This is a genomic window from Vibrio limimangrovi (assembly GCF_054064025.1).
The window spans coordinates 202,721-221,477 of sequence record NZ_JBSUGF010000002.1 but is presented as its reverse complement, the minus strand read 5'-3'; the positions used below and the strand labels follow the sequence as shown (position 1 = coordinate 221,477).

Genomic DNA, 18,757 nt, shown 5'->3' with positions numbered 1-18,757 from the left:
ATGAACAAAGCAGACTTAGTCCAAAAAATCATTCAACAACTGGAAGAGAAGCTTCAGATAGCTCACGCCTCAACACAGCGCGCTATCAATGCAGCAACTGATGAAGAAACCGTACCAGAACACAAATACGATACTCTGGCGTTGGAGGCGTCCTACCTTGCTCACGGACAAGCCATGCGAGTTCAGGAAAGTGAGGAAGAACTGAGGAAATATCGTGCGTTAATTCTTCGAGATTTCACTGATGCGCCAATTAATGTCGGAGCATACGTTGTACTTGAAGATGATAACGCTCATGAGAAATGTTTTTTCATTGGCCCATGCTCTGGTGGCTTGACAGTCAACTGGCAAGGCAAAGAAGTCTTTGTCTTAACCGCCAAATCTCCACTCGGTCACGCGTTAGTCGGCAAAGAAGAAGGGGAAGAGGTTTGTGTTAAAATTAGCGATAAAATAATTGGTTATGATGTGGTGACGGTTTTCTGACATCAAATCTATAACTCAGTGTTATGTTTAACGGTAGTAATGTTGGATAAAAGAGAAAGACATGAAGAAACTTCTTACATTCTCCCTGCTGCTAGTTAGTGCTTCTGGCTATTCGGCACAATGTCGTGTGGACATCAATAATGAAGTTCGAATGGATGGACAGAGTTTGGAAATTCGCCAATCGACTGGTGAAAAAGCGGTAGTTGACGAAGACAACAATCTGTTTATTAAAGGTGAAAAAGTCGAGCTTGATGCAGACCAAAAAGCGGCGATTGGTGGTTATCGCGAGAACATGAATGCATACATTCCTCAGGCTAAGCAACTGGCGAGTGAAGGTTTGGAACTGGCGAATGCCATTCTAGATGATGTCGCAGCGAGCCTGGATGCGCCCGGTACTTTTGATAATGTGAAAGCTTCAGTTAAAGCGTTTTTTGCTGATGTAGAATCTCGTTACTACAAAGATGGAGACTTTATTCTGCCGGCAGAAAGCTTTGAATCTATGACACAAAGCTGGACAGATGACTTCGCTAAAGCACAGGAAATCTTCAATAAAGAATTTCTAGCCAGCGCGTTCGAAGCATTATCTAACAAGATGGCAGAAGAAGATGGTTTAAATCTTACTGCGCTGTCTGAAAGTATGATGGAGCTGAGCGTCAAAGTTGAGCAGCGAATTGCTGAACATTCAAAAGAGTTAGAGCAGAAATCTTCAGAGCTATGTGACTCTCTGGATGAAATGGCAGATCAAGAAGATAACGTACTGAAGAAAATCCCAGAGCTGAAAGACTATCGGGTTTTTACGATTTAACTTCTGAATAAGATTAAACAAAGAGAGCGCCAATGTGTGCTCTCTTGTTATAAATCGGTATTGGAACGAAAAATAATTCGGTATGGAGACGACAAAACTTGAGATGTACGTATAAATTTACAAACCGAATATCTGTAAATTGTTTCAGTTGTCGAACATTTAACCTGCTTACTCTTGCTGATTAGTTGATATTTCTATAATGTACTAGCTAGCTAGTTCATTGATATTTTGTGTGAGTGGTATGACACAACAAACTTCTTCTCAGCCTCGTGAGCATTTTGGCTCTCGTCTCGGATTCATTTTAGCGGCAGCAGGCGCTGCAGTGGGTCTGGGAAACATTTGGGGCTTCCCAACGCAAGCAGCAAGTAATGGTGGTGGTGCCTTCTTGTTGGTTTATTTAGTACTGATTCTTATCGTCGCTTTTCCAATGCTGGTGGTTGAAATGGCGATTGGTCGTCATGGTCAGGCAAACCCGGTCGACAGCATGCGAGCGCTAACCCATAACCCTGTCGGTAAAAAACTTGGCGGCATGGTAGGCTGGATTGGCCTGAGTGTGCCAAGTGCAGTATTAGCTTTTTATTCGATCGTTGGTGGTTGGTTGATCTGCTTTTTGCTGGGCGCGGTTACCGACATCATGGGTCTGGAAGAAATGACGGCCTGGTTTAAAGGTTTCAGCGTTGAGCGCAATCTATTTGGTACGATTACATTTTATGTTCTCACTGTTTTGATCGTACAGGGCGGCGTTAAAGATGGTATCGAAAAGTGGTCAACGCGCTTGATGCCTGCGCTGTTTGTGCTGTTTGGTTTGTTGTTTGTTTATATCATGACGCAAAACGGTGCGATGGAAGGTCTTAAGCATTATCTGGTACCGGATTTTGAAAAAATTTGGGACAGAAAACTGATCTTGGCTGCAATGGGGCAGGGCTTCTTCTCGTTGACTATTGGTGGCTGTTCGATGCTGATCTACGGCTCTTATTTAAGTAAGACAGAGAACCTGCCTAAGATGGCGATGAACGTAACTTTAGTGGATACAGCAGTTGCGTTTATTGCAGGGCTGGTAGTAATGCCAGCGATGTTCGTTGCCATGCAAAAAGGCGTCCAGATTTACGCGGATGATGGTTCTCTTCTCAGCTCAGATACCTTGGTCTTTACCGTTTTGCCACTGATGTTTGATAGCTTGGGATTGCTTGGTCAATTGTTCTCAATCGTCTTTTTCTTACTGCTGACGATTGCTGCACTGACATCTTCTATATCGATGCTTGAGTGCCCGGTCGCACTGGTGAGTGAGCGCTTTAATACCAAACGCAGCGGAACCAGCTGGGTTCTGGGCGGTTTAATTGCCCTGTTTAGTGTGGTGATTGTCTATAACTTCGGTGCGATGTTTGGTCTGGTGGCGACGGTTGCTACACAGTACCTACAACCGACGGCAGCACTGCTGTTCTGTTTGTTCGGCGGCTGGGTATGGAACCGCAACTCGAAAATTAAAGAGCTTGAACAGGGCTTCCCTGAGTTCACTCAAGGGTGGTTTGGTAAATTATGGCCAGCTTATGTGAAGTTTGTTTGTCCGGTACTTGTGGCCACCGTTATCTGGGCTTCATTCGGATAATCGACTGATTCAGAGATAAAAGAAAAAGGCTTGATGATTATTCATCAAGCCTTTTTTGTATTCTTGCGGTTAGTTAGCGTACTAACGGAACTGACCTGCTTCCGGAAGGAAATCAAAACCCGCAGTTGCCAGCTTTGCTTCCAGCGCTGAGCGGTCAATATCAAAGAAAGCCACTAGCTTGTCCAGATCACCGCCAAAGTCGTCGCGCAGCTTCATATTTACGATACTCATCAGCATCACAGGATCCATTGACTCAAAGTTCGCCAGATTCATTACTTATCCTCAAAATCAGAAATCAGTAAGTTTGCCGCTGCAAATGCTGCAGCTTCACGCGTTTCATTTGGTAGGGACTCGTTTGCAGCGACATCATTCAGAGCTCTTACTGCACAAGAAATTGCCTGAGGCACATAGGCTTGATCGCCACTGCCGATTTGAGCATAAAGCTCACGGACTAATTCACAACAGCCGTATACTTGCATCGTATAATCCTTAAAAGTGATAACTGCTGTCAAATATACACATAGCCGATTTGAAACTCAAAGCCGAGACTTGTTCAGGCTCAATTTGTGGTTCGCATTGAGCATGGTTTAATCACATCAGAAGTGATAGGTTGTACGTGACTTAATTTTACTTACTAATGTCATTCCGAGGAGCCTTGGCGACATCAGGAATCTAATATCAGCGAGCTGAGAAGTTTTGGAGTTTTCCTTAGCAGCATAGAACTTGGAAAGTAGATTCTGAATCACGCTCGTTCCTCGCTGTCCAGAATGACGAGTGGTTTGAACATGTCGCTTTCTGTTACGTGAGTGGTATTAAATAGGTATAAAAAAGGGCTGATCGAAGTCAACCCTTTCAAGTAACAGACGAGTATCGAGCTTATTTAAGTTGAGCTTTAACGTGCTCAACGATATCAGCCATTGGTACAGCTGTTTTCTCACCAGAACGACGGTTTTTGTACTCGAAGTTGCCTTCTTTCATTGAACGATCGCCGATAATGATTGTGTGCGGTACGCCTAGCAATTCCATATCAGAGAACATCACGCCTGGACGCTCTTTACGATCATCAAACAGAACTTCAATGCCCATTGCGGTCAGTTCAGCGTACAGCTTCTCAGCCGCTTCTTTCACTTCTTCTGACTTGTGCATGTTCATCGGCACGATAGCAACCTGGAATGGCGCAAGCGCGTCTGGCCAGATGATACCGTACTCATCGTGGTTCTGTTCAATAGCCGCAGCAACAACACGAGAAACACCAATGCCGTAACAACCCATTTCCAGAATGACGTTCTTACCATCTGGACCAAGTACGCCACAGTTCATCTTCTCAGAGTAGTTTTTACCTAGCTGGAAGATATGGCCGACTTCGATACCACGTTTAAGTTGGAGCGTACCTTTACCACATGGGCTTGGATCGCCTTCAACCACGTTACGTAGATCTTCTACTTGACCAAGTTCAACGTCACGACCCCAGTTAATACCGAAGTAGTGCTTGCCATCGATGTTAGCACCCGCGCCGAAGTCACTCATCACTGCTACGCTGCGGTCAACGATAACTGGCAGTTTAAGACCAACTGGGCCAAGTGAGCCAGGGCCTGCACCTACAAGCGCACGAATCTCTTCTTCTGTTGCCATTTCCAGAGGGGCAGCTACTTGAGGGAGATTTTCTGCTTTCACTTCGTTGAGTTCGTGATCACCACGGACGAGAAGAGCAACGATTGGTGCTTCAACTTCATCAGAGGCTTTGAAAAACAGTGTCTTGATGGTTTTTTCGATATGCAGACCGTGTTGCTCTACTAGTTGTGCAATAGTTTTCGCGTCCGGTGTGTCCACTAGCGTCATTTCTTGCGTTGGCTCTGGAGCTGCCTCTGCAAGAGCTAATGCTTCTGCTTTTTCAAGGTTCGCAGCGTAATCAGATTCAGTAGAGAAAGCGATAAGGTCTTCGCCACTTTCTGCCAGTACGTGGAACTCTTGAGAGCCGCTACCGCCGATAGCACCACTATCAGCAAGTACTGGACGGTAATCCAGACCCATGCGGTCGAATGCTTTACAGTAAGCATCGTGCATTGCATCGTAGGACTTCTGCAGACCTTCTTTGTCGATGTCAAAGCTGTATGAATCCATCATTGAGAATTCACGTGCACGCATTACGCCAAAACGAGGGCGACGTTCGTCACGGAATTTAGTCTGAATTTGGTACAAGTTCAGTGGAAGCTGTTTGTAAGAGCTTACTTCATTACGTACCAAACTAGTGATCACTTCTTCAGCCGTTGGGCTAAGAACAAACGGACGTTCATGACGGTCAGTAAAGCGAAGCAGTTCAGGACCCATTTTTTCACTGCGGCCTGTCTCTTCCCAAAGTTCAAACGGCTGAACAACGGGCATCAAAGTTTCGATTGCACCTGCATTGTCGATTTCTTGACGAACGATGTTTTCGACTTTACGCAGCACACGTAGACCAGTAGGTAGCCAGGTGTATAGACCTGAAGCCAGCTTACGGATCATACCTGCACGTAGCATGAGCTGGTGGCTCACTACTTCTGCGTCGTTTGGAGTCTCCTTCAGAGTAGAAAGAAGATAGTTACTGGTACGCATTAAATTTATCCGTTTATTTAAGTTAATCACTCTCGCCAAAGCTGGCGGAAGTATGGAAGTCCCACAATGGGAAATTTGTTAGCCGCTTATAATATCAGCCAAATGGCTTTGTCAAAAGCTTTCGATCGAGGTAACCGTTATTAAGTTGCCTGTCACGGTGAACCTCACGTTTAAATCGAACAAATTTACCGCATATTCTTTGTTGTCCAGCTTGTTTTTCTTGTACGCAGGACGGGGATCCTGCGCTAAGACTTGTTCGATCACTGCCAGTATATGTTCAGTTTCGGAGCGCTTTTTCACCATGGCCAACGCTTGTGATGAAAGTGCCTGTGAAGAAAAAGTGACTTGAGATTTTTCTGGTTCTTCTCCCGCATAGCCGCCTTGCGCATCTGGAATTGAATCCGAGTAGGGGATATAGGGCTTGATATCGACAATAGGGGTGCCATCGACTAAATCAACACTGCCAAGCTCAAGATAGATTTGATCGCCTTGCTTGGTAACGCCGTGTACTTCCACTGCCGACATACCAATGCCATTTGGTCGAAAAGTGGAGCGAGAGGCAAATACACCAATTCTTTCGTTCCCGCCTAAACGTGGTGGTCTGACCGTTGGTTTCCAGCCTGCCTCTATATTCTGATCAAAGAGAAACAGCAACCAAACATGAGAAAACTGTTCCAAACCTCTGACTGCTTCAGGGCTGTTTGCTTCACCTAAAAGTCGCACTCTTGCTGTTGCAGCAGGCACTAAACGCGGTTGACGGGGTACTGCGAATTTTTCTTTATAAGGAGTTTCAATGATGCCAATAGGCTCGATGGAATACGTAGTGAACATCTTTAAGTATTTTTTTCACGCAAAAAGTATTTACGCAAAAGTATCACAAATTTTTCTTGCTTTTCTTGTTGGGAATGATTACTAATTAAAATGTTATAACATAACAATGTTTGCGAGAGGGAAAATTCAATGAAACCAGGGATCCATCCAGAATTCCGTCAGGTGGTGTTCCACGACACCAGCGTAGATAAATATTTTATTGTCGGTTCAACACTGCAAACTGAACGTACCATCGAATGGAAGGATGGCAAAACCTACCCTTACTTCACGTTAGATGTGTCGTCAGCATCTCACCCGTATTACACAGGAAAACAACGTGTGGTTCAGGCTGAAGGGCGTATCGCGAACTTCAAGCGTCGTTTTAGCCAGTTCACTAAAGACTAAAGATTAAGGAGTAAGATATGAAAGTTGTGAAGTCACTAAAGAGCGCAAAAAGCCGTCACCCTGATTGCCAGATTGTAAAGCGCAGAGGGCGCTTATATGTCATATGTAAAACAAACCCAAGATTCAAGGCGGTACAGAAATAGCACAATGACACGTTAGAATGGTTTAGTTTTGTTTAATTGATAGTGTTGAATTTTATTATTTAAATGGAGTAAATAACTGCATATTTAGTCATAAATGGTTAATAATATGTTTAATAGTTACATTTTGTAACCCTTTTGACTTTAAATTGACTCTTTGCTCAAGTACCCTTCGCCCGCTTTTTGACACTTTTGTCAGATTTGCATAGGAATAAAAACAAGGAGGGAACAGGTGAGTTCATCTGCTTCAATTAAACAAAACATGCCTAAGAAGTCGCTATTTACGCGCTTTTTGGATTCTGTCGAATATTTGGGGAACCTATTACCCCATCCGATTACACTATTTGCCATTTTCTGTTTAGCCATTTTGGTGGCATCGGGTATAGCGGGTTACTTCGAAGTCTCGGTTATGGATCCTCGTCCAGAGGGTGCAAGTGGTCGTTCCGCCGACGGTATGATCCACGTTATCAGCTTATTTAATGCTGACGGCCTAGAACTTATCGTGACTAACTTAGTGATGAACTTTGTTGGCTTTGCTCCGTTAGGTACTGTACTGGTCGCGATGCTTGGCGTTGCCATCGCTGAATACTCGGGCTTACTATCAGCTGCAATGCGTGGCCTTGTAATGGGTGCGTCTCAGCGCATGGTTACAGTAACGGTTGTATTTGCTGGTATCATTTCTAACACTGCGTCTGAGCTTGGTTATGTGGTACTGATTCCACTGGCTGCAATGCTATTCCATTCGTTAGGTCGTCATCCTCTAGCTGGTCTCGCTGCTGCATTTGCTGGTGTATCTGGCGGGTACTCTGCAAACCTACTTATCGGGACGGTTGACCCACTGCTTTCAGGTATCACTGAAACTGCGGCGCAAATGATTGACCCGACTTACACAGTAGGTCCAGAAGTAAACTGGTACTTCATGTTTGTCTCGACATTCTTTATTGCAGGCATGGGTGCATTTGTTACTGAGAAAATTGTTGAGCCTAAACTTGGCAAATACCACGAAGAACAAGCTGCAGAAGATCTGTCTAATGACAAAATGGGTAGCCTCACTGACTTAGAGAAGAAAGGTCTGAAAATTGCGGGTATCGCGGTTTTGGCAGTATCGGCTCTATTGGCTTGGACGATCGTTCCGGCAGATGGTGTGTTACGATCAGACGCAGGTACCGTGGCTGGTTCACCGTTCCTGAAAAGCATCGTTGCCTTTATCTTTGTATTCTTCGCTATCCCTGGCTTTGTATACGGTAAAGTTGTTGGCACCATGAAAACTGACCGTGACGTTATCGATGCGATGTCAAAGTCTATGTCATCTATGGGGATGTACATCGTACTGGTATTCTTCGCTGCTCAGTTCGTAGCGTTCTTTAAGTGGACGAACTTTGGTCAGGTATTTGCGGTAGCGGGTGCGGATTTCCTACAAAACATCGGTCTGACAGGCCCTATGCTGTTCTTCGCATTCATCCTGATGTGTGGCTTCATCAACCTGATGATTGGTTCTGCATCGGCGCAGTGGGCAGTAACTGCACCTATTTTTGTACCCATGCTAATGCTTGTGGGTTACGCTCCTGAAACCATTCAGGCTGCATACCGTATCGGTGACTCAACTACTAACATCATCACACCAATGATGAGCTACTTTGGTCTGATCCTGGCAGTTGCAACTCGCTACATGAAGAACCTGGGTATCGGTACGCTAATCGCGACCATGCTGCCTTACTCAATCTGCTTTATCGTAGGTTGGAGCTTACTGTTCTACGTTTGGGTATTCGTACTTGGTTTACCAGTAGGTCCTGGTGCGGCAACGTACTACACGCCGTAATTGGTAACCCCACTCAGCTCAATCAAAGCCTGCGTTCATCACAGGCTTTTTATTATTGAACCAAGGTGTTTTGATTAGCGCTTAGCCAAAATTCTATCCAGGTGGTTGGCAAATTCCCGGCGTTCGGTTTGCGATAATGCGGCCGGGCCGCCGGTTTGAATACCGCTTGAGCGCATGGTGTCCATAAAATCACGAATGTTAAGGCGTGCTTTTATGGTGTCTTTCGTATAGAGCTCACCTCGTGAGCTTAACGCCAGTGCGCCTTTCGAGATCACTTCATCGGCCAGTGGAATATCAGAAGTGATAACCAAGTCTTTGGCTTCGACACGACGAACGATTTCGTTATCTGCAATATCAAAGCCTGCAGGTACTTGAAGCGAGTGAATATTTGATCGTTTCGGCACCGGTACAATATGGTTGGCAACAAAGGTACATTCAACGCCAGTACGCTCTGCGGCTCGTACAATTGTCTCTCGAATGACCTTTGGACAAGCATCAGCATCTACCCATAACTTCATGATGATTTCTCACTGAGTTTTGCTTCTAACTCTTCAATACGTGCGGTCAATTTAGCGACGGTATTTTCAAGAGCAGTAAGGCGATCACCCTCTTTTGACGTCGGTGCTGTCACCTCAACTTTCGGGACGTGACTAGCGCTCTTCCAACTTTTGATAACCGTGATTAATGCAGGCATCGGCACAGGTGTTTTCATGCGTGCTTTCACTAGGGCAACCGTGGGTTCTTTACCCTCTTGTTGGAGCTGTTCCATTACAGCTTCCAGCTCTTTAGTGACGTCTTGAGTTAACATTTTCAATCCTTAATGACGATATAGTTATCATCATACTTTGGGCAGTTGAATTTAGCGAATGGCAATTTTGGTAGCGTTTTGTAAGAGATCTCTTACATGGCTTGTGAGAGAAAACGATTTCGTCAACAGCTAAAAAGGAAAGATTCCTCATAAGCTATTGATAAATAAAAGGTAGATCTCTTTCCGGCTAAAGGGAATGAAAAATATTATTCCTGGGTAGATTGTGAATCCAAACGAAAAGAGTAAATTAAGTCTCGTCAGCAGGAAGCAGACATGGAACAGGAAAGTACCAAGGATTTGGTTATTGTCAGGATGACGATTTGGTTAGTCAGGAAGATTAATCAAGCATGGAGCGCAGGACATTGTAAGGACACTATCATCAATAGGATGTTGATGACTAAGGATAGACAATGGACCCCTCATAGGAATGAGGTCGAGGACAGCATCAGGAAGATGCAATGGACACCGCTCAAGGAACAAGTGATGTGCGCTGACGGGGAATGTTGGCCATCAGGAAGATTTGGACACCGCTAGGACGGCGAAGAAGGGATAGAGCTGAAGGGATCAGCCACTATTATGGATGATGCAAGGAGCATTATTTAGTAGCCGGACTGCTGCGAGTAAGATCATTACCCCGATACGTTTGTGTCGGGGTTTTTCTTTGTTTGAAGCTTCCTCGTGACGTAATCCGAGTTTTCCTACAAAGTTTTTAGTCACTGACATAATCTCAATAGCATAAGATTAGAAACGTAATAAATATAATTAATTTCCACTTAACGTATTGTTAATAAATACAAATCAGAACGATACACTTTCTAATCAGTTGGTAAACTTTTGGCTTTTCTACAAAATTTCATGCCCACAGTCCCTGAATCGTCTATTCATTGCATGTGACATGTGGGTAAATTAGGTTTGTTGTAATCAAGGAAAAGATGTGGCCATAGTAACCAGAAGAATGCTTCTTCTACCCTACGATGAGTCGTTGCAACTAGAATTTGTTATGCTTAATTGCTGTGCAAAAAATCGCGCCGAATTGAACGGTCCTCATACAGTGGCGTCCGCCAAACAGTTATTTGATAAGATATTGGATGATAAAAATATCTATAGTCTGGCAGTGTTAGAAAGTACCACTCGGGACTACATGGGACATATCTTTATTTCTCAGCTCGATTCAGAACCTGAACTGGGATTTATTTTCGATAAATCTTATTGGGGAAAAGGGTTGGCTACCGAAGCTCTGACCGCATTTTTCCCTAAAGCTTGTCGGGAGCTTGGGTTACAAAGAGTAACCGCTAACGTGAATAGTGGACATTACGCCTCATTAGCGGTACTGGAAAAGTTAGGTTTCGTTAAGACGAAAGAAAGTAAGGACTTATTTGGCCCTTACTTTGAAATGGTGTTTATAAACGATGAGGCGGTAGGTGAAAGCTCTGCGGCCTGAAGCCGATCATTGTTAGCTCCCCTTGATAACAATCGTCGCCAAGGGATGAAAACTCAAACTGATACACCGTATGCCAACGCCAGATCCCATCTGGCGTTTTGAGTTTATGGGCGCCGAAAGCGATGCTCACCAATTGGAGATCTAACTGTTCACATTTACGTGTTATTGCAACTTTGGCCAGTTCAGATTGGCGTCGCTGTTGCCAAAATAGAAAACAGAAGAAGCACAGTCCCAGTATCGCCAGAAGATCTCCAATCATCCTTAATCAACCTTTTGTTGCTTGCTGCAATTTGACCAGTGCACGCGCCAACTCTTCAGATGGACTGGAATGCAATAACGGCAGCAATACCATTCTGAGTTCCGGTAGCATAACCAAATCGGCAAATAATTGATTAAACAGAGTTTGGTTTCCTGTTTGTGCAAGTCGAAGCAAAAACTGCTCTGCAATATTCGCATCGGCTAGCAGATGCCACGCACGGCCAGCAATCCCGATGAGTACCTCTTGGTGGCTGAGTCGCGGGCTTTGTAAAATCGCTTTTAATATTGGCAGTGACATTTCAGTTGGTGCGCCAGTCAGCGCTCGAGTTAACGCAGATAGCAGGAAGAGATCGGGCTCGCTACTATCAATCTCGTGTTGCGCTTTTTCAGCAATGCGTTCAGCAAGACGATCTTGTAAGTCAACGTGTTCTAAAGCGCCTAGCAGTGCGTACAATGGCTCGTTTGGAAGATGATTTAGCGCCTTACGAAGAGTGACAGCGTTTTGCTCTTTACCCAATCGGGCTGCCATATCGGTTATGCCTTGCAGGCCAACTGTCTGCCAGTTTTCCCAACCAAGGCCACCAGAGAAATAGTGCTGTGTGTGTTCGTAATACTGACTGGTTGCTAAATCCAGATTTGAACGAATCTGGCTATGGAACACGGCCATTTTGTCTTCAGAAGGTTTGAAGGTATACGGGTTATTTGAGAGCTTTTGTTGCTGCTCTTCAGACATATCGTCACTCAGGCGGGTGCCCATGGCTTCAACGACGTATTTAATGAAGTTCCCAATATCAGATTGCTTTAACAGGCCTCGTTCATCCAACTCGAACTTTAAAAACCAAATCCAAGGTTGCTTTTGCTCGTTCCAGTAGGCAATCGCCAAATGTGCTTTGCGCTGCATTGGATACGGGTAAGGGCATTGGCCTCTTTCGACATCGACAAATACTTTTGGGTCTATGGTTTTGATGCGACGACCGAGGTCGAAGATTTGATAGTCGCAATGACTGTTGTTGAGCAATTGGGTGAGAGTCTGAATGTTTTCCATTAAATACGACGTCCTAACGTTCTTTTCACAAGAAATGGTATCATTCTTGGCTAATTCAAGGTTCGAGATGTAAAAGTTAATGACCAAAAGCACAAAACTGGTGGAATTACTTCACCAACTTGAAGCTCAGCTAAAACGACATGAGCTTTGGCAGCAAACGATGCCGTCTACTACCGCATTGCAAAGTGTAGAGCCTTTCGCGATTGATACCCTTGATCCGAATGAATGGCTACAGTGGATATTTATTGCCAGAATGCGTGCATTGGTGGAGAGCAATCAGCCGTTGCCAAGTGGCTTTTCTATTGAACCTTATTTTTCAGAAGCGTGGAAACAAGAGCCGCAATATGCTGAGCTGCTGATCACCATCCGAACTATCGACGAACTATGTAAGTAACCTCAATGTCAGAACAAGAAACATCACAATTTGTGGCTCCAGTGGAATTAGAGATCGTTTATCGAGATGAATATTTTGTGGCGGTGAACAAGCCAGCAGGAATGCTGGTACATCGCAGTTGGTTAGACAAACATGAAACCCAATTTGTCATGCAAACGCTGCGCGATCAGATTGGTCAGCATGTTTTTCCGTTGCATCGTTTAGACCGCCCAACTTCGGGAGTTTTAGTATTTGCTCTTTCAAGTGAAGTTGCTTCTCAGGTGATGCCGATGTTTGCTGAGCACAAGATGGAGAAAACTTATCATGCCATCGTACGCGGCTGGATTGAGGAAGAGGGCGTGTTAGATTATGCGCTGAAAGTCGAACTGGACAAGATCGCGGATAAGTTCGCTTCGCAAGAAAAAGAAGCGCAAGAAGCGGTAACCGCCTACAAGCCGCTGGCGAAAGTGGAAGTACCGTACTCTACGGGTAAATTTCCAACCACTCGATATTGTTTAATGGAAATGAAGCCAAAGACTGGACGTAAGCATCAGCTTCGCCGCCACATGGCGCATCTTCGTCATCCCATCGTGGGTGATACTTCACACGGTGATGGTAAGCACAACAAGCTTTATCGCGTTGAATTTGATTCACACCGTTTGCTCTTGCACGCAACTGAGCTTCGTTTCGTACATCCGTACACTAACGAAGAGATCGTACTGAGAGCAAGTATTGATGAGACCTGGCAACAACTGTTTGAACGGTTTGACTGGGACGAAGCGCTCGTTAAGTGAATTAGAAAAAAGGGGTTGGTTAATAGACCAACCCCTTTTTGATCTTGATACCTTTAAGCGTTACTTGAGTTTTTCTAGATCCGCTTCGATCTCTGCTATCTTGCTGGACACGACTTTTTCCAGATGACGAAGATCAGACAGGATCTTTTCTTTAACGTCGACTTCAGCCACTCTGGTTGGCTTAGTGATTTTATTCAGCTCATCAATGACTAAAGTGAGGTTACGATTGATTTCAGTGACTTCTTTATATCTGTGACTGCCACTGTCCACCAGTACGTTTTTAATTTGGCGTGGGTATTTAAATTTGACACTTTTAGCGAAGAGTTCGCCTTTCTGTTTGTGAAAATAGATTTTTAGCACATCTTTTTGTGCTTCTTGGCGAAGGGAATAACGTTCAATCTGTTTTGGGTCTTGAATACCCAAACCAGTGAGGTGTGGAAACATAGGCTACCTCTGTATACTGAAATGATATTAGTACTAACTTTAGCAGCCTGGGAACGAGCTAGATAGCTGATATTTCGCCCAATTGCTTAACTTGTGGGCAAGATCGCTATCGTTCTTGCCCACAATAAACGCTAGTGGGCAGCTATTCGGTTAGGGCGTCAGATAACGTCTCAATGAGTTTCTCACGTAGCTCATTTTGTTGATCTTCAGTCAGTCTTTTTCCAGTGCCGCTGGTCAGAATAAACAAGTCTTCCGCGCGCTCACCAATGGTGGTGATCTTCGCGCCGTGAAGGTTGATATTCAAATCAGCAAAAGTTCGGCCGACTTTAGCCAGCAATCCCGGAGTGTCTAACGCAACAAATTCCAACAAAGTATGTTTTTTGCCTTTGGTCGGTAAAAAGTCCACTTTAGTTTTTACATTGAAGTGTTGCAGTTTGTGCGGCGTGCGGCGGGTTTTAATTTTCGTCGGTCGGCCGTCTTCTAACACGTGAGTCAAATGTTTGATGACCGCAGCATGGCGAGATTCGTCTATCGCTTCTCCATGTTGATCAAGAACGATAAACGTATCGATAACATGCCCATCTTTGCTCGACATGATTTGCGCATCATGGACGTTAAAATTGCGTCGGTCTAGCTCAGCAACAACAGTCGCAAATAACGCCGGTTGATCTTTGCTGTAAACGAAAACTTCCGTTCCACCTCGAGTCGCCTTTTTGCTTATCAGTACCAAGGGTTTGCTCGGGTCTTCCATCCGCAGTAAGTGGCCACAATGCCACGCAATTTGATTGTGAGTATGACGTAAGAAGTAGTCGGCTTTAAATCGTTGCCAGAGCACTTCAATTTCTCGAGCTGAAAACCCCTCTTTGCGTAACAGAGCGGAGGCCATTTGCTGGTTATGTCGAATACGTTCTCTAACATCGACCGGGTTTTCTAGGCCGCGACGGAGTGCTCGCTGAGTCGAATAGAAAAGCTCGGCCAAAAGTGTACGTTTCCAGGCGTTCCATAAATCTGGGTTAGTCGCGCAAATGTCGGCGACCGTGAGGCAAACCAAGTATTCCAGTGATTCTTCATCGCGAACTTGTTTCGCAAACTCAGCAATGACATCAGGATCGTAAATATCTCTTCGTTGAGCCGTTACTGACATCAGCAAGTGGTGTCTTACCAACCAACTGACTAATTTGGCTTCTGGTTTTGATAACCCGTGTTCGATACAGAAATCATAGGCCTCCCCTTCACCAATAATCGAGTGGTCACCCCCCCGGCCTTTGCCGATATCATGGAAAATCGCGGCAATGATGAGTAACTCTTTCTTTTGCAGTCGCGGGTATATATCGCAGCAAATAGGGTGTTTACTGTGATTGGCCGGATCGTTAAAGGTATGAATGTGCTTGAGTAATCGGATACTGTGCTCATCCACGGTATAGGCGTGAAAAAGATCGAACTGCATCTGGCCGACAATTTGACTCCATTGTGGCAGGTAGGCTGCCATTACACCGAGTTTGTGCATCAGACTAAAGGCTTTGTGTAGCGCATTGGGATGGCGACACAACGCCAGGAACTTTTCCCGGGCTTCGGGAATCGTGTGCAGAAACTTGTTCAATCGACGGCGAGCGGTGCGCAATTGACGCAGAGTTGGAGGGCTCACACCTTCTATGGTTGAGTCGTTGGCAATGTGCAGGAACATGTCGAGTATCGTTTCTGGTCGCGCCTGAAACAGTGCTGGTTTACGAGCTTCGATGAGTGAGCCACGGCGTTGAAAGTCAGCATCAATAATTTCGGCATTTTCAGTGATACCGCCATTGATGATGGCCTGATCAAATAGCTTGAGAAGCATTTTGTTCAGCTCAGCTACACGGCGCAGGGTACGATAAAATTCCTTCATCATCATTTCTACACCGCGGTTGCCTTCTCCGATATAACCGAGGCTTTCTGCAACCTGAGCCTGATGGGCGAAGGTCAGACGGTTGTCGTAGCGGCGCAGTTCTAAATGCAGCGCAAAGCGCACGCGCCATAGGAAATCCTGACACTCAACCAGTTCACGGTATTCCGCATCAGTTAAGAATCCATAGCGACTCATCTCAAGCAATGATGTCGCACCAAAATGGCGGCGAGCTACCCAGCTTAAAGTATGAATGTCTCTTAGCCCGCCTGGAGTAGACTTGATATCAGGTTCCAGGTTGTAAGTGGTGTCGTGATAACGTGCATGGCGCTCTCGTTGTTCTTGTATTTTGGCACGATAAAACGTCTCGCTGGGCCAGAAAGAATCGGATAAAACGACTTTTTTTAGTGCCTGGAAGGTATCTTCACTTCCGCACAACAGGCGAGCTTCTTGCAGGTTGGTTGCAACGGTAAGGTCATCGCGGCCAATGGCAGCACATTCGTTGACGGTACGAACGGAATGTCCTACTTCAAGCTTGAGATCCCATAATAGGGTGATGAATTCACTGATTTTCGCTTCCAGTGCATTCGGTAATTTGTTGTTCGACAGAATGAGAATATCAATGTCTGATAATGGATGAAGCTCACCGCGGCCATAACCACCTACAGCGACCAATGAAATATTGTAAATGTCATTGAATCCAAAATGCTGCCATAAACGCTTAAGTAGCAAGTCCATGTATTCCGCGCGGGCGAGGACCAGACTTGTCACCGGATGGTGATTGAGAAATTCTTGTTTTTGTTCAGAGCCAAATTTTTCCAGCTCTTGTTTGAGTTCACCGATGTTGATTTGTTCGTCGGTAAACGTTAGTGGTGACTGAAATGACATATTGCTATCCGTGCAAGCTAAAACTATTAGCAATCTAACAAATTTGACGCAGATAAAAAATATCCCCGCATGAGCGGGGATAGAGTAGCAAGATATTCTTACGCGTTTTTCATTATGCGTGGAATGGTATCATCGCTGCGAAGCGTCAGAACTTCACAACCATCTTTTGTTACCACGATGGTGTGCTCGTACTGAGCTGAATTTTTGCCGTCGCCCGTGTACACCGTCCAGTCGTCTTGTGCATCAACACTGCAACCAAACTTACCTGCGTTGATCATTGGCTCGATAGTGAAACACATACCTTCTTTCAGAACTCGGCGGTCTTTGTTCTTGTAGTGAACCACTTGCGGCTCTTCATGGAACTCATCACCGATGCCGTGGCCACAGAAATCTTTCACAATAGAGAACTTATTACGTGGATTGTTCTTATTGTTTTCTTTGATGTATTTTTCGATGGCTGTACCGATATCACCAACGGTCGCACCTGGCTTAACCTGGCGCATGCCGACGTAAAGCGCTTCTTGAGTGACCATACACAGACGTTTATTAGCAGGAGATACCTCTCCAACCAGGAACATCTTCGAAGTATCGCCGTGATAACCTTGAGGGCGAACACTCAAGTCAGCGTTTTCATCGTCAGGGATGATCACAGTAATATCGACGTTAATAATGTCGCCGTCTTTCAATACCGCCGGTTTGAGTTGGCCGTTGCTACCAATTTCGTCTTTTTCAGCTGGGATGCCGTGACAAACGATGTGGTTGATAGAAGTACAAATCGATTTAGGGTATCCATGGTAATCAAGCGGTGCAGAATACGCGCCTTTTTCTAGAGAGTATTCATGACAGATTTTGTTGAGTTCTTCTGTCGTTACGCCGACCTTGATATATGGTTCGATCATTTCCAGAACTTCTGCGGCCAGTTTGCCCGCAATGCGCATGCGTTCGATTTCTTCAGCAGTTTTAATCTTGATTGACATTGGCTTTCTCTACTTATTCGTAAGCACGTAAACGTGCGAATGGTCGCATTCTAACAGACAACTGTCGATGAACCCAAGCCAGTTAAGAATATGAGTCATTCTTATATACACAGTTGTACCTTCAAATAGGGTAGATTGACTCGGTGAAGAAATAATTTTTACTAGCCAGAGTGAGCTAAAATATGATATAAAGCGCGCCGGAATAGAGGACTGTTCTCTTTGTTTAGTCAAAGCTAAGCGGCGAAGCAGGCATCATCCGAATAACATTTTAACTTTAAATCACACACATTCCGTCACATATTCCGGGGTGCTGGGCAGAAGCTTGGTCGGAATTATGGGGGATGTGGAGGCCTAACCCCATAGAGGATTTTAATATGGCAACTGTATCAATGCGCGATATGCTGAAAGCTGGTGTTCACTTCGGTCACCAAACTCGTTACTGGAACCCAAAAATGAAGCCATTCATCTTTGGTGCTCGTAACCGCGTTCATATCATCAACCTAGAAAAAACTGTACCAATGTTCAACGAAGCTCTAGCTGAGCTTGCTAAAGTTGGCGAGAAAAAAGGTAAAGTTCTTTTCGTAGGTACTAAGCGTGCTGCATCTGAATCTGTTAAAGAAGCTGCGATCGCAAGCAACCAGTACTACGTTAACAACCGCTGGTTAGGCGGCATGCTAACAAACTACAAAACTGTTCGTCAGTCAATCAAGCGTCTTAAAGAGCTTGAGACTCAGTCTCAAGACGGTACTTTTGACAAACTAACTAAGAAAGAAGCTCTAATGCGTACTCGTGAAATGGAGAAGCTAGAGAAATCTCTTGGTGGTATCAAAGACATGGGCGGCCTACCAGACGCTCTATTCGTAATCGACGCTGATCACGAACACATTGCAATCAAAGAAGCTAACAACCTAGGTATTCCAGTATACGCTGTGGTAGATACTAACTCTAACCCAGACGGCGTTGACTACATCATCCCAGGTAACGACGACGCGATCCGCGCAGTTCAACTATACCTAAACGCTGCTGCATCTGCAGTAACTGAAGGTCGCAACAAAGACGTTGCAGTAGTTGCTGAAAAAGACGGTTTCGTAGAAGCTGAATAATAGCGGCTCTGTGTCACACTTAGTTTATGTGAAACCTTGTTGTAGCATAGACTGAGTTATAGTTAGCAATGGGGGCCGACAATGTAGGCC

21 protein-coding genes are annotated in these 18,757 nt (G+C 44.9%); 10 read left to right on the top strand and 11 right to left on the bottom strand.

Annotation, left to right across the window (positions count from 1 at the left end; genetic code table 11):
- The 3 genes from ACWYU8_RS03115 to ACWYU8_RS03105 all read left to right on the top strand — a co-directional run bounded on the left by ACWYU8_RS03115 (position 1) and on the right by ACWYU8_RS03105 (position 2,891).
- Complete coding sequence (locus tag ACWYU8_RS03115) at positions 1 to 480, top strand: transcription elongation factor (RefSeq protein WP_457517047.1); 480 nt, start codon at positions 1 to 3, stop codon at positions 478 to 480.
- A gap of 61 nt (positions 481 to 541) precedes the next feature.
- Complete coding sequence (locus ACWYU8_RS03110; protein ID WP_457517045.1) at positions 542 to 1,285, top strand: YggN family protein; 744 nt, start codon at positions 542 to 544, stop codon at positions 1,283 to 1,285.
- Between the two features lie 241 nt (positions 1,286 to 1,526).
- Positions 1,527 to 2,891, top strand: coding sequence for a sodium-dependent transporter (locus tag ACWYU8_RS03105; RefSeq protein WP_457517044.1), 1,365 nt, complete (start codon positions 1,527 to 1,529; stop codon positions 2,889 to 2,891).
- Between the two features lie 81 nt (positions 2,892 to 2,972).
- Here ACWYU8_RS03105 and ACWYU8_RS03100 read toward each other — a convergent pair whose 3' ends face one another.
- From ACWYU8_RS03100 to tsaA, 4 genes are all read right to left on the bottom strand, one after another.
- Positions 2,973 to 3,164, bottom strand: a complete 192-nt coding sequence (locus ACWYU8_RS03100; protein WP_176291752.1) for a DUF4250 domain-containing protein — start codon at positions 3,162 to 3,164, stop codon at positions 2,973 to 2,975.
- Complete coding sequence (locus tag ACWYU8_RS03095) at positions 3,164 to 3,370, bottom strand: YaeP family protein (protein ID WP_457517042.1); 207 nt, start codon at positions 3,368 to 3,370, stop codon at positions 3,164 to 3,166. Before ACWYU8_RS03095 ends, ACWYU8_RS03100 begins: the two co-directional genes overlap by 1 nt.
- A gap of 397 nt (positions 3,371 to 3,767) precedes the next feature.
- On the bottom strand, positions 3,768 to 5,483 hold the full coding sequence (locus tag ACWYU8_RS03090) for a proline--tRNA ligase (RefSeq protein ID WP_457517041.1): 1,716 nt from the start codon (positions 5,481 to 5,483) through the stop codon (positions 3,768 to 3,770).
- A gap of 111 nt (positions 5,484 to 5,594) precedes the next feature.
- Positions 5,595 to 6,314: a tRNA (N6-threonylcarbamoyladenosine(37)-N6)-methyltransferase TrmO gene (gene tsaA, locus ACWYU8_RS03085; protein ID WP_457517040.1), complete on the bottom strand. Its 720-nt coding sequence runs from the start codon at positions 6,312 to 6,314 to the stop codon at positions 5,595 to 5,597.
- A gap of 129 nt (positions 6,315 to 6,443) precedes the next feature.
- Between tsaA and ACWYU8_RS03080 the strand changes: the two genes are divergently transcribed.
- The 3 genes from ACWYU8_RS03080 (at position 6,444) to ACWYU8_RS03070 (ending at position 8,657) form a co-directional block, all read left to right on the top strand.
- Entirely contained in the window at positions 6,444 to 6,698 is a 255-nt protein-coding gene (locus ACWYU8_RS03080; RefSeq protein ID WP_457517038.1) for a type B 50S ribosomal protein L31, read from the top strand.
- Positions 6,699 to 6,715: 17 nt separating this feature from the next.
- Complete coding sequence (gene ykgO / locus ACWYU8_RS03075; RefSeq protein ID WP_005380299.1) at positions 6,716 to 6,841, top strand: type B 50S ribosomal protein L36; 126 nt, start codon at positions 6,716 to 6,718, stop codon at positions 6,839 to 6,841.
- 229 nt (positions 6,842 to 7,070) lie between these two features.
- Positions 7,071 to 8,657, top strand: coding sequence for an AbgT family transporter (locus tag ACWYU8_RS03070; RefSeq protein ID WP_457517037.1), 1,587 nt, complete (start codon positions 7,071 to 7,073; stop codon positions 8,655 to 8,657).
- A 74-nt stretch (positions 8,658 to 8,731) separates the two neighbouring features.
- Here the strand turns inward: ACWYU8_RS03070 and ACWYU8_RS03065 are convergent, their stop codons facing one another.
- Together ACWYU8_RS03065 and ACWYU8_RS03060 are read right to left on the bottom strand one after the other, a co-directional pair.
- Positions 8,732 to 9,175, bottom strand: a complete 444-nt coding sequence (locus ACWYU8_RS03065; RefSeq protein WP_457517035.1) for a YaiI/YqxD family protein — start codon at positions 9,173 to 9,175, stop codon at positions 8,732 to 8,734.
- Positions 9,172 to 9,465, bottom strand: coding sequence for a hypothetical protein (locus ACWYU8_RS03060; protein ID WP_457517033.1), 294 nt, complete (start codon positions 9,463 to 9,465; stop codon positions 9,172 to 9,174). Before ACWYU8_RS03060 ends, ACWYU8_RS03065 begins: the two co-directional genes overlap by 4 nt.
- 955 nt (positions 9,466 to 10,420) lie before the next feature.
- On the opposite strand from ACWYU8_RS03060, the gene ACWYU8_RS03055 reads away from it, so the two are divergent.
- On the top strand, positions 10,421 to 10,906 hold the full coding sequence (locus tag ACWYU8_RS03055) for a GNAT family N-acetyltransferase (protein ID WP_457517335.1): 486 nt from the start codon (positions 10,421 to 10,423) through the stop codon (positions 10,904 to 10,906).
- Here the strand turns inward: ACWYU8_RS03055 and ACWYU8_RS03050 are convergent.
- Together ACWYU8_RS03050 and ACWYU8_RS03045 are read right to left on the bottom strand one after the other, a co-directional pair.
- Complete coding sequence (locus ACWYU8_RS03050; RefSeq protein ID WP_457517031.1) at positions 10,866 to 11,165, bottom strand: DUF3301 domain-containing protein; 300 nt, start codon at positions 11,163 to 11,165, stop codon at positions 10,866 to 10,868. The genes ACWYU8_RS03055 and ACWYU8_RS03050 overlap by 41 nt on opposite strands.
- A 6-nt stretch (positions 11,166 to 11,171) precedes the next feature.
- Positions 11,172 to 12,209 (bottom strand): DUF3549 family protein, encoded by a 1,038-nt coding sequence (locus tag ACWYU8_RS03045; protein ID WP_457517029.1) that lies wholly within the window; start codon positions 12,207 to 12,209, stop codon positions 11,172 to 11,174.
- Between the two features lie 79 nt (positions 12,210 to 12,288).
- Here ACWYU8_RS03045 and ACWYU8_RS03040 point away from each other — a divergent pair, with 79 nt between their 5' ends.
- Positions 12,289 to 12,603, top strand: coding sequence for a YqcC family protein (locus ACWYU8_RS03040; protein WP_457517027.1), 315 nt, complete (start codon positions 12,289 to 12,291; stop codon positions 12,601 to 12,603).
- A 5-nt stretch (positions 12,604 to 12,608) separates the two neighbouring features.
- The gene (truC, locus tag ACWYU8_RS03035; protein ID WP_457517025.1) at positions 12,609 to 13,376 is read left to right on the top strand and encodes a tRNA pseudouridine(65) synthase TruC; all 768 of its coding nucleotides are present in this window, start codon (positions 12,609 to 12,611) and stop codon (positions 13,374 to 13,376) included.
- Positions 13,377 to 13,436: 60 nt separating this feature from the next.
- Here the strand turns inward: truC and ACWYU8_RS03030 are convergent, their stop codons facing one another.
- From ACWYU8_RS03030 to map, 3 genes are all read right to left on the bottom strand, one after another.
- Positions 13,437 to 13,820, bottom strand: coding sequence for a DUF3461 family protein (locus ACWYU8_RS03030; RefSeq protein ID WP_457517023.1), 384 nt, complete (start codon positions 13,818 to 13,820; stop codon positions 13,437 to 13,439).
- 142 nt (positions 13,821 to 13,962) lie between these two features.
- The gene (gene glnD / locus ACWYU8_RS03025) at positions 13,963 to 16,587 is read right to left on the bottom strand and encodes a bifunctional uridylyltransferase/uridylyl-removing protein GlnD (protein WP_457517022.1); all 2,625 of its coding nucleotides are present in this window, start codon (positions 16,585 to 16,587) and stop codon (positions 13,963 to 13,965) included.
- Positions 16,588 to 16,685: 98 nt separating this feature from the next.
- A complete protein-coding gene (map, locus tag ACWYU8_RS03020; RefSeq protein WP_457517020.1) occupies positions 16,686 to 17,564 on the bottom strand; it encodes a type I methionyl aminopeptidase in 879 nt (292 codons plus the stop codon).
- Positions 17,565 to 17,938: 374 nt separating this feature from the next.
- Between map and rpsB the strand changes: the two genes are divergently transcribed.
- Positions 17,939 to 18,667 carry a 30S ribosomal protein S2 gene (rpsB, locus tag ACWYU8_RS03015; RefSeq protein WP_457517019.1) on the top strand — a complete coding sequence of 243 codons (729 nt, stop codon included), beginning with the start codon at positions 17,939 to 17,941 and terminating at the stop codon, positions 18,665 to 18,667.
- The last annotated feature ends 90 nt before the right edge of the window (positions 18,668 to 18,757 follow it).